At 39.0% G+C, this 15,800-nt stretch carries 15 protein-coding genes; 2 read left to right on the forward strand and 13 right to left on the reverse strand.

The window, feature by feature from the left end; genetic code table 11:
* Positions 1-43: 43 nt before the first annotated feature.
* The 11 genes from carB to AC4BD1_RS06880 form a co-directional block, all read right to left on the reverse strand.
* Positions 44-3,229 carry a carbamoyl-phosphate synthase large subunit gene (carB, locus tag AC4BD1_RS06830; RefSeq protein WP_490485374.1) on the reverse strand — a complete coding sequence of 1,062 codons (3,186 nt, stop codon included), beginning with the start codon at positions 3,227-3,229 and terminating at the stop codon, positions 44-46.
* A 2-nt stretch (positions 3,230-3,231) separates the two neighbouring features.
* Positions 3,232-4,308, reverse strand: coding sequence for a carbamoyl phosphate synthase small subunit (locus AC4BD1_RS06835; RefSeq protein ID WP_490485375.1), 1,077 nt, complete (start codon positions 4,306-4,308; stop codon positions 3,232-3,234).
* Between the two features lie 7 nt (positions 4,309-4,315).
* Positions 4,316-5,596 carry a dihydroorotase gene (gene pyrC, locus AC4BD1_RS06840; protein WP_206908209.1) on the reverse strand — a complete coding sequence of 427 codons (1,281 nt, stop codon included), beginning with the start codon at positions 5,594-5,596 and terminating at the stop codon, positions 4,316-4,318.
* A gap of 18 nt (positions 5,597-5,614) precedes the next feature.
* The gene (locus tag AC4BD1_RS06845; protein WP_067482255.1) at positions 5,615-6,541 is read right to left on the reverse strand and encodes an aspartate carbamoyltransferase catalytic subunit; all 927 of its coding nucleotides are present in this window, start codon (positions 6,539-6,541) and stop codon (positions 5,615-5,617) included.
* An 11-nt stretch (positions 6,542-6,552) separates the two neighbouring features.
* Entirely contained in the window at positions 6,553-7,836 is a 1,284-nt protein-coding gene (locus AC4BD1_RS06850; RefSeq protein WP_206908215.1) for a solute carrier family 23 protein, read from the reverse strand.
* A gap of 10 nt (positions 7,837-7,846) precedes the next feature.
* Positions 7,847-8,386, reverse strand: a complete 540-nt coding sequence (pyrR, locus tag AC4BD1_RS06855; RefSeq protein ID WP_067482259.1) for a bifunctional pyr operon transcriptional regulator/uracil phosphoribosyltransferase PyrR — start codon at positions 8,384-8,386, stop codon at positions 7,847-7,849.
* 272 nt (positions 8,387-8,658) lie between these two features.
* Positions 8,659-9,564, reverse strand: coding sequence for an RluA family pseudouridine synthase (locus tag AC4BD1_RS06860; RefSeq protein ID WP_490485376.1), 906 nt, complete (start codon positions 9,562-9,564; stop codon positions 8,659-8,661).
* A complete protein-coding gene (lspA, locus tag AC4BD1_RS06865) occupies positions 9,561-10,025 on the reverse strand; it encodes a signal peptidase II (protein ID WP_490485377.1) in 465 nt (154 codons plus the stop codon). Before lspA ends, AC4BD1_RS06860 begins: the two co-directional genes overlap by 4 nt.
* Positions 10,026-10,029: 4 nt before the next feature.
* Positions 10,030-10,728: a CBS domain-containing protein gene (locus tag AC4BD1_RS06870; RefSeq protein WP_490467301.1), complete on the reverse strand. Its 699-nt coding sequence runs from the start codon at positions 10,726-10,728 to the stop codon at positions 10,030-10,032.
* Positions 10,721-11,104, reverse strand: a complete 384-nt coding sequence (locus tag AC4BD1_RS06875) for a hypothetical protein (RefSeq protein ID WP_206908223.1) — start codon at positions 11,102-11,104, stop codon at positions 10,721-10,723. Before AC4BD1_RS06875 ends, AC4BD1_RS06870 begins: the two co-directional genes overlap by 8 nt.
* A 114-nt stretch (positions 11,105-11,218) precedes the next feature.
* Positions 11,219-12,889 carry a formate--tetrahydrofolate ligase gene (locus tag AC4BD1_RS06880; protein WP_490466138.1) on the reverse strand — a complete coding sequence of 557 codons (1,671 nt, stop codon included), beginning with the start codon at positions 12,887-12,889 and terminating at the stop codon, positions 11,219-11,221.
* A 182-nt stretch (positions 12,890-13,071) separates the two neighbouring features.
* Here AC4BD1_RS06880 and AC4BD1_RS06885 point away from each other — a divergent pair, with 182 nt between their 5' ends.
* Positions 13,072-13,275 (forward strand): cold-shock protein, encoded by a 204-nt coding sequence (locus AC4BD1_RS06885; RefSeq protein WP_206899050.1) that lies wholly within the window; start codon positions 13,072-13,074, stop codon positions 13,273-13,275.
* A 170-nt stretch (positions 13,276-13,445) separates the two neighbouring features.
* Here the strand turns inward: AC4BD1_RS06885 and AC4BD1_RS06890 are convergent, their stop codons facing one another.
* Entirely contained in the window at positions 13,446-13,865 is a 420-nt protein-coding gene (locus AC4BD1_RS06890; protein ID WP_206908230.1) for an EbsA family protein, read from the reverse strand.
* 75 nt (positions 13,866-13,940) lie between these two features.
* Between AC4BD1_RS06890 and AC4BD1_RS06895 the strand changes: the two genes are divergently transcribed.
* Positions 13,941-14,351 carry a ribonuclease HI family protein gene (locus tag AC4BD1_RS06895; RefSeq protein WP_206908231.1) on the forward strand — a complete coding sequence of 137 codons (411 nt, stop codon included), beginning with the start codon at positions 13,941-13,943 and terminating at the stop codon, positions 14,349-14,351.
* A gap of 273 nt (positions 14,352-14,624) precedes the next feature.
* Here AC4BD1_RS06895 and AC4BD1_RS06900 read toward each other — a convergent pair whose 3' ends face one another.
* A complete protein-coding gene (locus AC4BD1_RS06900; RefSeq protein WP_490485378.1) occupies positions 14,625-15,767 on the reverse strand; it encodes a cation diffusion facilitator family transporter in 1,143 nt (380 codons plus the stop codon).
* Positions 15,768-15,800: the final 33 nt, after the last annotated feature.

Here is a 15,800-nt window from a genome sequence, read left to right on the forward strand (position 1 = left end):
GTCAATTACTTCTTCGGAGCTAAGTGAATGAGGCGAACCGTTTTTAAATTGCTTTTGTTGAGAACGCCCGTGACTCCATCACTCGGACGATTGCGTCTGCTGTATCAAGTGACGTAAAGAGTGGTACGCCGTGTTCGACTGATTCGCGTCGAATAATAAAGCCATCTTTTGACGCATTCCCGCGGTCTTTATCAATCGTGTTCACAACTACTTGTGCTTTTCCTGTCCGAATGATATCGACTACATTTTCTTCTGTTGTTGTTTCTGAAATTTTTGCTACTGTCGTAACGATTAACCCGTTGTTCCGGAAAAATTCTGCTGTGTGTTTCGTACCTAATAAGCTGTAACCAATCTCTGCAAAGCGTTTAGCTAAGCCTAATGCTTCTTCTTTTGTTTCGTCTGCAATCGTAAAGAGAACTGCACCATAGTCTGGCAGATTTAAACCAGCTGCTCGGAAAGCTTTATACAAAGCTTTATCTAAGTTTCGATCAGATCCCATGACCTCACCAGTTGATTTCATTTCTGGTCCTAAGTATGTGTCGACCTTTTGTAACTTCGTAAATGAGAAGACAGGTGCTTTGACATGGACATCTTCGGTTTCTGGATAAAGACCTGTTTCATAACCTAATTCCCGCAAACTTTGACCCAAAATAGCTTTGGTTGCTACTTGTGCCATTGGAATCCCAGTTACTTTACTTAAAAATGGTACGGTACGGCTTGCACGGGGATTGACTTCGATCACATAAACTTTTTCTTCATGGATAACAAATTGGATATTCATCATCCCGATACAGTTTAGTCCTAACGCTAATCGTTTCGTGTAATCTTCAATTGTTGCTTTGATTTCTTCTGATAAGGTTTGTGGTGGGTACACTGCCATTGAGTCACCTGAATGGACCCCAGCACGCTCAATATGTTCCATAATTCCGGGAATCAGGACAGTTTCTCCATCACAGATTGCATCAACTTCGCATTCACCGCCTATTAAGTAACGATCAATCAAAACAGGATGCTCAGGTGAGGCTTTCACAGCATGTTCCATATAATCCTCTAAGTCACGCTGATTTTCTACAATCTCCATCGCCCGTCCGCCGAGCACATAACTCGGACGAACTAAAACAGGATAACCAATCATCGTTGCGATTTTTACAGCTTCTTCCTTGCTTGTCGCTGTGTCTCCTAGTGGTTGCGGAATCTTTAGTTCTTGTAACGCTTGTTCAAATAAATCACGATTTTCTGCTCGATCCAAATCTTCAATCGTTGTTCCTAAAATTTTCACACCAGCCTTTGCTAGTGGCTCACCTAAATTGATTGCCGTTTGTCCACCAAACTGAACGATAACGCCAATTGGTTGCTCTAACTCAATTACATTCATCACATCTTCAAAAGTCAGTGGTTCAAAATATAGCTTGTCTGAAACGGAGAAATCTGTGGAAACTGTTTCTGGATTGCTATTCATAATAATGGCTTCATATCCTGCTTGTTGGATTGCTTTTACTGAATGAACCGTTGCATAGTCAAACTCCACCCCTTGACCAATCCGAATGGGACCAGATCCAAGTACTAAAACAGAAGGTTTGCCTGAGCGGCTACTTTCATTTTCAAATTCGTACGAGCTATAAAAATAAGGCGTGTTCGATTCAAATTCAGCTGCACAAGTGTCTACCATTTTGTAGACGGGCAACAATTGGTTTTCTTTTCGAAGTTCACGAATTTTTTCTGGTGTTGTCTGCCATAACTGTGCAATTTTTTTGTCTGTAAAACCGTTTTTCTTTGCTAATTTCAACAGTCTTAAATTAGAAGGTTCTTCTTGTAATTGGGCTTCAATTTCAATGATATGAAGTAGTTTATCTAAGAAAAAGAGATCAATCTTTGTTAACTCAGCGATTTCTTCGATTGGGTAACCCCGGCGTAAAGCCTCAGCAACATAAAACAGACGATCATCTTGTGCTCGAACCATTTTTTCAATTAGCTGATCTTCATTCACGTTTACCAGTTCTGGAAGCTCAAGGTGATGTGTCCCGATTTCAAGAGAACGAACGGCTTTGAGCAGTGACTCTTCGATGTTACGACCAATTGCCATGACTTCACCTGTTGCTTTCATTTGTGTTCCCAATACGCGTTCTCCATTTTCAAATTTATCAAATGGCCAACGTGGGATTTTTGCAACCACATAGTCTAAAGCTGGTTCGAATTCTGCATAAGTTGTTCCAGTTACTGGATTTTTCATTTCATCTAAAGTCAAACCCAATGCAATTTTTGCCGCTAATTTTGCAATAGGATAACCCGTCGCTTTACTTGCTAGTGCAGAAGATCGTGAAACGCGTGGATTGACTTCGATCACATAATAATTGAAGCTATGTGGATCAAGAGCAAGCTGGACGTTACAACCACCTTCAATTTTCAATGCGCGAATAATCGAAAGTGAAGCATCGCGCAATATTTGATATTCATGATCAGATAATGTTTGGCTTGGTGCGAAAACAATGGAATCGCCTGTGTGGATACCCACTGGATCAAAGTTTTCCATGTTACAAACAACAATTGCATTATCAGCTGAATCACGCATGACCTCGTATTCGATTTCTTTGTACCCAGCAATACTGCGTTCGATCAAGCATTGCGTAACTGGTGATAAACTTAAGCCATTTTCTGCAGTCATTCGCAATTCTTCTTCATTTTCACACATTCCACCACCTGTACCTCCAAGGGTAAACGCAGGTCGGACAATGATTGGATAGCCAATTTTATTTGCAAAAGCAACGGCATCCTCAACCGTTGTCACGATTTCTGATTCGGGAATCGGCTGCTTTAAGTCTTCCATTAATTTTTTGAACAAATCTCGGTCTTCTGCTTGGTCGATTGCTGAAAGCTTCGTACCCAGAAGTTCAATATGAAGTTCCTCTAAAATTCCTGATTCAGCTAATTCCATCGCCATGTTCAAACCTGTTTGTCCACCTAGTGTTGGAAGCAGTGCATCTGGACGTTCTTTTCTTAAAATGCGTGAAACAAATTCTAATGTTATTGGTTCGATGTAGACTTGATCTGCAATTTCTTGATCTGTCATAATCGTTGCAGGATTTGAGTTGACTAAAACAACCTCATAGCCTTCTTCTTTTAGTGCAAGACAAGCTTGCGTTCCAGCATAATCAAATTCGGCTGCTTGACCGATGATGATTGGCCCCGAGCCAATCACCATGATTTTTTTGATATCTGTCCGTTTTGGCATTCTTATTGCTCCCTTCCTGCATCCATCATTTCCATAAATTCATCAAATAAGTGTAGTGCATCGTGTGGTCCTGGTGCTGCATCAGGGTGAAATTGCACACTAAAAGCAGGGTAATCGCGATGGCGAATCCCTTCCACTGTTCCATCGTTCACTTCAATATGAGTGACCATTAGTTTATTCAGATCAATCGTGTTTTCATTAACAGCATAGCCATGGTTCTGTGAAGTAAAATCAATTCTCCCTGTCGCAATTTCTCGTACTGGATGATTTAATCCTCGATGACCAAATTTCATTTTATACGTGTCTGCACCATTAGCTAGTGCAAACAATTGGTGCCCTAAACAAATACCAAAAATTGGTACTTTTCCTTGTATTTCTTGAATCATCTTGATTGCTTCAGGCACATCTTTCGGATCGCCTGGTCCATTTGTCAGCATCACACCATCGGGAGCAAGTTCAAGAATCGTTTTTGCTTCAGTATTATAAGGCATGACTGTTAAATTACAATTTCGTTTACTTAATTCGCGCAAGATACTATGTTTCAACCCAAAATCAATGACAACCACATTTCTCCCCGTTCCAGGACTTGGATAAGGTTTGTTGGTTGACACTTGCTGGACTTGATTCGTTGCTAAAACAGTCGCTTTTAATTGATCAAATGCGTGTTCAAAGCTATCACCTGCATCAACAATACTTGCTTTCATCGTTCCAACTTCACGAATTTTCCGCGTTAAAGCTCTTGTATCGATTCCCGAGATTCCCGGAATCCCTTTTTGTTTCAAAAACGCATCTAACGTCATTTGATTGCGCCAGTTTGAAGCCACTCGCGCATGTTCTTTCACGACAACACCCTTACAAGTCGGCGAAATCGACTCGTAATCATCTCGGTTCACACCATAATTTCCGACCATTGGATAAGTGAAGGTAATGATTTGACCATTAAAACTTTGGTCTGTAATCGTTTCTTGATACCCAGTCATACTTGTCGTGAAAACAATTTCACCAAAAACATTTGCATCTGCTCCAAAGGCTTGTCCTTCAAATACAGTTCCATCTTCTAAAATCAGTAATCGATCCATACTGCTCCTAGACCTCCTTTTGCCAAGCAATTTTTCCGTCAACGAATGTCAACAATGTTTCCCCTTTGACCGTCCAATCAACGAATGGTGTATTCTCACCTTTTGACAAGAAGTCTTCTTTCGCAATTTTATACTCGTGTTCGATATCAAACACTGCAATATCTGCCGGCGCACCAATGGTTAGTGTACCAGCGTTCAAGTTAAAAATCGCTGCTGGTTTAACCGCTAGCCAGCCAATGACTTGTTCTAGTGTAAAAATACCAGTTTCAACAAAATGAGTATAAATCAACTGAAAGGCTGTTTCGCTTCCAACGATTCCAAATGGCGATTTCAAGAAGCTTTGACTCTTTTCTTCTAGACCATGAGGGGCATGATCTGTCGCGATACAATCAATTGTTCCATCAAGTAATCCTTCAATCAGTGCTTCGCGATCTTCGCGCCCACGTAGCGGCGGATTCATCTTCCAAAAACCAAAATCTTCTGGAATATCCTCATCAATCAGAAGCAAATGGTGTGGCGAAACTTCAGCTGTGACATGAACACCAGCCTTTTTCGCGTCGCGGATGATCCGAACACTTTCTTTGGTTGAGACATGACAGACGTGGTAATGGACACCTGTTTCTTCCGCTAAAATTAAGTCTCTCGCAATTTGTGAAGATTCAGTTGCACTTAAAATTCCCGGCAAATCCAATTCTTCGGCTTTTTCGCCCGCATGCATGACGCCGCCGAATAATAAGGACTCATCTTCAGTATGGGCAACCAGTGCTTTATTATTTTTTGCAGCTTCTTTCATTGCTAGATACATCGTGCCTGCCGTCTGTACACCAACACCATCATTGGTGAACGCAAAAGCACCTGCGTCAATCAGCGCCTCTTGATCGACTAAAACTTCACTTCGGAGTTTTTCAGTAATTGGTGCATACTGTAAAACTTTCACTACTGCATCTCGCTTGATGATTTCATAGACTTGGCTTAGTTTTTCAGCAGTATCAGGTACAGGATCTAGGTTAGGCATTGCACACACTGTAGTAAATCCACCATGTGCTGCTGCTTTTGTTCCTGCTTCAATCGTTTCTTTATACGTAAAACCAGGCTCTCTTAAATGAACATGTACGTCGACAAGTCCTGGTGTGATGAGTTGTCCTTTTGCGTCAAACACTTCATCAAATTCAGTCTCAGAAAATCCCGTACCAATTGCTTTGATTTTTCCTTCTTCAATCCAAATTTCTGCAGGTGTTGTTTCATTTTTTCGTGTAATGATTTGACCGTTTTTAATGAGTGTTTTCATGTCTTCGTCCTCCTACTTTTACGCTTTTCCGTTTAGTACTGCCTCTAGAATTGCCATTCTGACAAATACGCCATTGCTCATTTGTTGAACAATTCGTGACTGTAATCCCTCAACTAATGAATCGGCTAGTTCAACGTCACGATTGACGGGTGCTGGGTGCATGATAATTGCATGTTTTTGCATTTTCTTCGCCCGTTCAACAGTTAAACCATGTTCTTGGTGATAGCTTTCTTTTGAGAAACTTTCTTTTCCATCATGACGCTCATGCTGTACTCGGAGCATCATCATTACATCTACCTGGTCGAGTAATTCATCCAATGGCAAGTAGTGCCCGTAAACTTCAAATTCATTGTCATACCATTCTTCTGGCCCAGAGAAGAAAACTTGTGCACCTAGGCGTTTCAACATTTGCATGTTTGATTTTGCGACACGTGAATGTGTGATGTCACCAACGATAGCTACTTTCAATCCGTCAAAATGGCCAAATTCTTCGTAAATCGTCATCAAATCTAGTAAGCATTGTGTTGGATGCTGTCCACTTCCATCTCCACCGTTGATAATCGAACATTGAATCGTTTTACTTTGAATCAAGTCTTCATAGTAGTTTTCATCTCCATGACGGATGACTGCAACATCTACTCCTAATGCGGACATTGTCAAAACCGTATCGTAAAGTGTTTCTCCTTTTGAAACTGAGCTTGTGCTTGCTTCAAACTCGATTACTTCTAATCCCAGCTTTTTCTCAGCTACATCAAAACTTTTATGTGTTCTTGTACTATTTTCAAAAAATAAGTTAGTTGCAAAATATTGGCTCTTTTGTGGTGTCCATTTTGCCCCTTGTTTGAACTCTTGCCCGCGACGAATCAAGCCCATAACTTCTTGGTCTGTTAGTGCTTCAACGGTTAATAAATGTTTTAAACTGATACGTTCTGATTGGATGATCATGAATGTTCCTCCTAGTTTTCTTCGCTACGTGAAGTTTCTGGTAAGATAAGATTTAAAATGATACCAAGGACAGTTGCTAATGCCATTGCTGATAACGTGAATGTTCCTACTTGGAAGACTAAGCCTCCGATACCGACAACCAAGATGACTGCTGCAATCAATAAGTTTTTCTTTTTATCAAAATCTACTTTGTTCTCAATCAAGATTTTCATCCCGCTAGCTGCGATAACTCCAAACAAGATAAAACTGATTCCTGAAATAACAGGTCCAGGGATGCTCAAGATCAAGGCACTCAGTTTCCCGACAAATCCTAAGATGACTGCGAAGAATGCTGCTCCACCAATCACAAATACGCTGTGCACTCGTGTGATTGCTAACACGCCAATGTTTTCTCCATAACTTGTAACTGGAGGGCCACCGACAAATGCTGCAACGATTTGTGCTAAACCGTCACCCATCAATGTTTTATGCAAACCAGGCTCTTCAAAGAAGTTTCTGCGTGTTAATTTGTTCAGTACCATCAAGTGACCGATATGCTCTGTCATCGTAACAAATGCGATTGGCGCCATTGTTGTAATTGCACCTAAGTATAGTTTTGGTTCATATTGAACAAATGGAATTTCAAAGTTTGGTAAAGCAAACCAGGCCGCATCTGCGATTGGTTGCGTATCAACAATCCCAAAGAGTAAGGCAACAATGTAGCCACTTACGATTCCTAACAAAATTGGAATCAATCCAAGAAATCCGCGTAAGAACATGTTGAAGAAAATCGTCAAACCTAACGTGATTAGCGCTACAGCAATGTATTTAAAATCGTAATTGCCATCGTTGTACATTGCATTATTTGCGGCATTTGCTGCCAATCCCAATCCGATAACCATGATTACTGGCCCAACAACGATTGGTGGTAAGATTCGATCAAGCCATGCTGCACCGATTTTTTTGATGATCAACGCGACGATCAAGTAAACTAATCCAGTAGTGATTGCCCCTTGCGCAATCGCTGGGTAACCATCTGTTTTCATCAACATTTGCATCGCTGCAATGAAGGCGAAGCTACTTCCTAAGTAAGCTGGAATTTTTCCCTTCGTTGTAAACAAGTAAACCAGTGTTCCTAGTCCTGAACTGACTAACGCAATCCCTGGGTCGATCCCGACTAAAATCGGTACTAAAACTGTTGCGCCAAACATCGTGAATAAATGCTGTAAACTCAACCCAACCCAATGGCCTAATTTTGGACGGTCATGAATGTCTAATACGACACTATCATTATGAAATTCTTTTTTCTCTGACATATCTCTTCCCCTATTCTTCCTCTTTTAAAATCATGATACGATCTTGTCCATCAAGCTCTTGCATCTCTACCAGAATTTCTTCTGCTTTTGATGTTGGAATGTTTTTGCCAACATAGTCTGCTCGAATCGGTAGTTCGCGATGGCCACGATCGACTAGGACAGCTAATGAAATTTTTCTTGGTCGACCTAAGTCCATGATTGCATCCATTGCTGCTCGAATCGTGCGACCGGTGTAAAGCACGTCATCAATCAAGATAACTTCTTTTCCTTCTAAGGAAACTGGCACATCTGATGAATGTAGTTCAGGTCCTTCTGCCAGTTCTTTTTTGTCATCACGATACAAAGTGATATCCAACTCACCAACTGGAACTTCGATGTCTTCCAACTGTTTCAATCGTTCGGCAATCCGAGCAGCAATATAAATCCCTCGTGTTTTGATTCCCACTAAAACGATATCTTCGATGCTGTGATTTCTTTCAATGATTTCATAAGTAATTCGTGTCAACGCTCGTTTCATTGTTACTTGATCGACTACTTCTTTGGTTTGCATGATGTTTCCCTCCATTTTTTTGCATAAAAAAACTCCTGCCCTAAGAGGACAGGAGGTATGTTTAGACTGATTGTACAATTTGGTACGTTCATAGATAGCTGATACAGTTACACTGTTAGCTATACTTCGTCTTGAGCATCTCTCATATAGCGCACCATATGGTCGATTACTCACACCCTTCTTAGCCTCACGGGACTAAACTTAAAGGATTACTATTTAATTTTCGTTTAAGCTTTTCGTTGTTAATACTATACCGTTGCTAACATAAAAAATCAATGACTTTTTCTTAATTTTTCTAAAGTTTTTTCAAACACTTCAGGAAGTGGTGCTTCAAAGACCATTTCTTGACCTGTGACAGGATGTGTGAACCCTAGCATTTGTGCATGGAGGAACTGACCATTTCCTGGTAAAGTTTTCTTTGGTCCATATACAGGATCACCTGCCAAGGGAAAACCAATATATTGCATGTGTACGCGAATTTGGTGTGTACGTCCTGTTTCTAATTTTAGCTCAACCAAAGTAAATCCTTCAAAACGTTCTAGTACAGTAAAATGCGTAACAGCAGATTTTCCATCTTCACGAACAGCTTGCATCTTACGATTGACTTTTGACCGACCAATCGGTGCATTGATTGTTCCCTTATCGTGTGAAATTTCACCATGAACCAATGCGACATATTTACGTAAAGAAGTCTTGTCTTTTAATTGTTTAGCCAATGATTCATGTGCTTGGTCATTCTTAGCTACCATCAACAAACCAGAAGTATCTTTGTCAATTCGATGGACGATCCCGGGACGAATCACACCATTGATGGAAGACAAATCTTTGACATGATACATCAATGCATTCACCAAAGTTCCATGGCTGTGCCCAGCTGAAGGGTGGACCACCATACCTTGTGGCTTATTGATAACTGCCACATCTTCGTCCTCATAAACAATTGCTAACGGAATGTCTTCCGCAATGACATCTAGCGTTTCCGGTTCAGGAATCGCTACAAAAAGCTCATCCTTTGCTTTCACCTTATAATTTGCCTTAACTGGTTGACCATTTACAGCAACCACGCCTTCTTTTAACCAAAGTTGGATTTGAGAACGACTATAATCAGGAAATAATCCCGTTAAAACTTTGTCAATCCGCCCTGTTTCTTGTTCAATTTTTGCTCTTAATTCTGTCATTTTTTCACTTGATCCTTTTCATCTAAAATAATATATATCAATATGCAAATCACACCACAAACTAATGAAATATCTGCGACATTGAATATTGGGAAATTCATAAAATCTGTTTGGAACATATCTACTACATAACCTAAACGAACACGATCAATAAAGTTTCCAATCGCGCCAGCTAAGATCAATGCCAAACCAGTCATAAACCAGCGGCTACCTGTCTGCCGATTTTTGATCATTAGATACATGATTGCTATAACAGCAACGACTGTCACCACAGTAAAGAACCACATCTTTCCTTCTAGCATACTCCACGCGGCTCCCGTATTCCGAATATGATTCAGCGATAAAACACCAGGAATCATTGATTGTGTTTCTCCTAATGCTAAGTTACTTGTAATCCACCATTTGACCCATTGATCTACTGCAATCAAAGCGCCACTAACTATCCAATATATAATTAACACACGATCAATCCTTTTCTACTTGTTTAAAAATATCTTTTGGTCGAATAATCCCTAATAGATTACCATCAGGGTTTCCATCTTTTGTAATCAATACCGCTTCCAGTGTACCTTGTTCACGAAACATCAACTCAACTTCGTAGATCTTCGTGTTTGCAGAAACAAATTGATAGTTTGTATATTTCCCATCACCAATAATCAAATCTTTGGCTTGCTTTCGCGTTAAGTCAATCACTCCCTGTTGGCTTTCTTTCGCCAACCAAAACCCAATCGCTCGTAAAGTGATCAATGCTTCAAATTTTCCCTTGTTATACAGTGGAAATTGTGAATAGCGTTTTTGAGCAATCGTCTCTAACAAATCAAGTAAAGGAATATTTTTATCAAAACCAGTCACTTTCTTCGCAAACTTTGGTAACACCGTAGCTGGACGGATCAATGCCTCCTCAATGACTTGAATCTTATCAACTGCCCAGTCATTTGGCTCTGCAATGACAAAGTCTTCAGAAATTCTTTCGTGAACAATTGCGTTTCTTAATTGCGCCATTTGAAATAAATCTTCTTCATATTTACGCACCATCGACCCTTTTTTGCGAGCCAATCGGCGGACTAATTCGGTAAAGCCCATATTACGCGTGTTCCCCATTTCTTCACGCATCCATTTCTCAATACGATTGAAGCTACTTAAAAATACATCAGAGTTACTCATACTCACTAGTGTCCTCCTTGATGACATAAGCTTGGTTTTTAATGAAGAAAAAGAAGCCAATCATGCCAATGACAGCTACCAAGCTATAGAATAGATTACTAAAATAAATGGCACTCAAACTCGTGAAGAAAAAAAGTACCGGATACAATTGCAATAGAAGTAAGTTCATCGTAATAACATACGCATCTTTCGGCAATGCTATTTGATAAACTGCACTTTTTAACCAAAAAAACGATACTTGCATCGTTAGTGGAGCGGCTACCTCTACTTCCACACTGTCTTGCTGATTTAAGTAAATAGATTTTCCATTAATTTGTAGTCGAATAGAACTTCCCATTCCATAAAAACCAGTTTTTCTGGTGAATTTTATTTTCATAATGCCCCTCCTATTATGCTTTAGTATAACTTAAAACTCAACAATGAAAAAGAAAAAGAAGGCCTGACAAAACTTTTGTCATACCTTCCACTTTTTTGAATCATTCATTGAATATTAAAACAAACCGATGACTTCTCCTTGATTTGTTACGTCCATATTTAACGCTGCAGGTTTTTTTGGCAATCCCGGCATCGTCATCACATCACCCGTGAGCGCTACTAAAAAACCAGCTCCCAATTTTGGAACAAATTCTCGAATCGTAATCGTAAAATCAGTTGGTGCTCCAAGCAACGTTGGATCATCTGAAAATGAATACTGCGTTTTTGCCATACAGACTGGTAAGTCACTCCACCCATTTTTTTCAAACTCCTCGATTTGTTTCTGTGCTTTTTTACTAAATTGAACACCTCGACCACCATAAATCTTTTTGACGATTGTCTCTGCCTTCTCCATAATCGTCGCAGTTGATTGATACAACGGTTGATAGTCAGCTGTTTGTTCAGCAATTAGGTCTACTACAGCTTTCGCCAAATCCACACCACCAAGTGCTCCTTGTTCCCATACACTGACACGTTTAGCTAAGATACCTTGGTTTTCACATAACTCCTCTAGCAAAGCAAATTCCGCTTTCGTATCCGTAACAAACTCATTGATTGCTACAATCACAGGAATATCGTACAAACGCATATTTTCAATGTGGCGTTTCAAATTAACAAATCCAGCCTTCAAAGCAGATAAATCCTCTTCAAGTAATTCTGACTTTTGTTTGCCTCCGTGCATTTTTAACGCACGAATCGTTGCAACAATTACAATTGCATCTGGTGCTTTCTTCAAATTAGGAACTTTGATATCAAGAAACTTCTCCGCACCCAAATCCGCACCAAATCCTGCTTCCGTAACCACATAATCAGCTAATTTCAAAGCTGTTTTAGTCGCTAAAATACTATTACATCCATGGGCAATATTGGCAAACGGTCCCCCATGAATAAACGCAGGTGTTCCATAAATCGTTTGAACTAAATTTGGTTTTAACGCATCTTTTAGCAGTAAAGCTAAAGCTCCCTCTACTTTTAAGTCACCTGCAGTGACAGGTTCTTTGTCAAAAGTATAACCAATAACGATACGCGATAGTCGCGCCTTTAAGTCATCTAAGTCAGTGGCTAAACACAAAATTGCCATGATTTCACTGGCTACAGTAATATCAAAGCCATCTTCTCTTGGTACACCTTGGATTGGTCCACCTAAACCGACAATCACCTGCCGTAACTCGCGATCATTCAAGTCAACCACTCGTTTCCAAATCACACGTCTGGCATCAATCTGTAATTCATTTCCTTGATGGATATGGTTGTCTAAAAAAGCTGACAGTGCATTATTCGCACTTGTAATAGCGTGCATATCGCCAGTAAAGTGTAGATTGATATCTTCCATTGGTAAAACTTGTGCGTAACCACCGCCAGCTGCCCCACCTTTAATCCCCATGACGGGTCCTAACGAAGGTTCTCTTAAAGCGATTGCTGCCTGCTTATTGATCTGATTTAGTGCATCTCCTAAGCCAACTGTAACAGTTGACTTTCCTTCCCCCGCAGGAGTTGGATTAATTGATGTGACCAAAATCAATTTGCCATCCTGCTTTTCTTTTAGCCCCTCAATTGCCGAAAAATTTATTTTTGCTTTGTAATTTCCATACAGTTCCAAGTCTTCATAGCCAAGATTCACTTTATCTGCTATCTCAACAATCGGTTTTAAGTCAGTTTCCTGTGAAATTTGTAAATCACTCTTCATCAAACTACCCCTTTACACGAACTTTAATTCAATTTAAACACTTTTTGTTAAGTTATTTTTATTATACACGTTTTCAATTGAAATAAAAAGATAGAATAGATATCTCTTTCATTTATTTGACGTACTTATAAATACTCTTTATAATGTGGCTATGGTAGATTTTAAGAAAGGTCGTGAGTGCTTTGACCCAAGGAATCGTGAAATGGTTTGACAATAAAAAAGGATACGGGTTTATCAGTTATGATGAAACGGAGGAAATTTTTGTCCATTTTACCGCAATCGAGGAAGAGGGCTTTAAGAGTCTGGAAGAAAACCAAGCAGTGGAGTTTAAGATTATTGAAGGCAATCGTGGAACACAAGCAGCTCATGTTAAAAAATTAAGCTAGTTGAGACTATTTATAAGTAAATCTACAAAATAAATGAATAAAAAAATCACAGTTGAGACATTTTTTGTCTCAACTTTTTTATTATTTTAGCGAACTAAAAAGGAGTTGCAGACAAAAATCCTCAACTCCTTCTTCTCATTTGTTTATGAGCACTATTTGATCTGCTCTTTCTATTTATCTTTTCGTGACTGTTTCACAAACACTTCTTGTGAAGCCCCTGTAAAATAATTACGAACAGACACTTGATCTTTTGCACGTAATAAATAGATTGTCGGCTCTAACTCATCTGCTAACTTCAACTCTAAACCATGATCATGTGGAGCAACCTTTTCAACTTGCTGTAACGTTATTTTTTTGTCTTTCCAAAAAGCAGCATAGCGAATTTTGATTGAATTTTTTTCTAATACAAATGAACGACGTAACCCTAACAATAAAAACACAGCAAAAATGCCCATGACTACATTGCTTTTCCAATAAGGTCTCGTATTTTCAAGAGACAAAATCAAGCTGAAAAAGAAAATAATCAACGTCAATGACCAATAGATGATCGACTGTGCCAGTTCTGGTTGCCAGCGAATAATTTTTTTCATTGTCTAACCTCGCATGATAAGTAATAATGCTATAATCATATCATAACACTATTTTATTTTAAAAAGGAGATATTCATGTTACGAGTATACATTGATGCTTCAACAAAAGGCAACCCTGGGCCAAGTGGTGGCGGTATCATAATTCTTGGAGAAAACCGGTATGAACAGTTAGCTGTTCCTCTTTCTGATGGTTCAAATCACGAAGCAGAATTCGAAGTCTTTTTAAAAACTTTAGAGATTTTAAAGGAAAAGACTTTGAATACTGAAACGATTTTTTGTTATTCGGATAGTAAAACCTTAGTTTCCACCATTGATAAAAATTTTACAACGAACGACTTATTTCAACCCTACTTGTCAGCAATCCAAAGACTTCTTCCAGAATTTTCATTGTTTCTTTTACAATGGATTCCTGAAAGTAAAAATAAAGGCGCTGATAACCTAGCACGACAAGCATTGAAAAAACAACTCAAACAGATAAAAAAATAAACCGAAAACCATGAAATCTAACAAGTTTCATCGTTTTCGGTCTTTTAATAAACTTTTCTTGTTTGCCAAAATAACTTCTCAAACTAACTCTTCAGTAATCTATTTTATTTCAAGAAAATAAGTAAACCTATTTTGAACATCTACTCACTAGCTTGTCAGAGCTATACACTTGGGCTACAAACCTTATCTTCGGTGACTCCCCAAGCAACTCCTTCCAAATATGCCTACATTTCGCGAAATTTTATTCTTATTTTTTGGAGTTTAGCACTTCGATCACAATAAATAATTATGATCGAAAGTTATCTCAACCTGATACTTGCCAATTTTTTGCTTGACTTGCTCTCGAATGATTTCTTCCAATTTCTCGTCAGAAAAGTGACATTGTTGAGGAACAACCACATCAAATTGCAAAATTTTCCCTTCTTTTACCACGCGAAAATCATGAATTTTAAGTCCTTCTGCCGTAGTTGCAACGATTTCACGCAATGTTTGCAATATTGCTAAATAACGTTCATTACTCACTGGAACAGGATCTAAATGACAAACCAAATCAACTGCTAAACGTTCTTTGAAATCTTTTTCGATTCGATCAACAATTCGATGTGCCTGATTCAAGTCTAAACTATCATCTACCTCAATATGAACCGATGCAAATCGTTTACTTGGTCCATAATTGTGTACTAACAAATCATGATACCCCAAAATTTGGTCGTAATTATTCAGTGAAGCTTCCATTTCTTCGATTTCCTCTGTTGTAGGTCGACTGCCCATTAATTCATAGACAAAGTCACGGACCATCATTCCACCGCTATACAGAATATAGAGGGCTAACGCAAATCCGATGTAGCCATCAATTCTCCACCCAGTCAACCACTCAACGCCTGCTGAAATCAAAACTGCTAACGTTGTGAATACATCATTGTAACTATCCGTTGAAGTTGCCCGTAAAGCATTCGAATCAATTTTTGTTGCAATTCGACTGTACATTTTTCCTTGAATGAACTTCAAACCAATTGAAAAAATCAAGACTAAAAAGACAACTGGGGTCAAAATAATATTTTCTGGATGAATAATTTTTTGAAAAGAAGATTCTAAAAATGTAAAGCCCACATAAGAAATAATAATTGACACAAATAATCCACTAATATATTCAAATCGTTCATGGCCATATGGATGCTCATTATCTGCTGGTTTAGCTGCAATCTTAAAACCAACCAAAGTCAATACAGAGGACGCAGTATCCGACAAACTGTTGATTGCATCTGCCATGATTGACACACTACCTGATAAGATCCCAATCATAAATTTGGAAACAAATAAAATCAAATTGGAAATCAAACCCAAAACGCCTGCTAAGATTCCTTGCTTCGTCCGTTCTTTGCTCGTTGCTTTTTCTGCTGTTTGTTTTCTTGTCACATGCTTACTCCCTTATCTAAAAAGATATGCTCT

This window comes from Enterococcus sp. DJ147D b, from assembly GCF_058216655.1.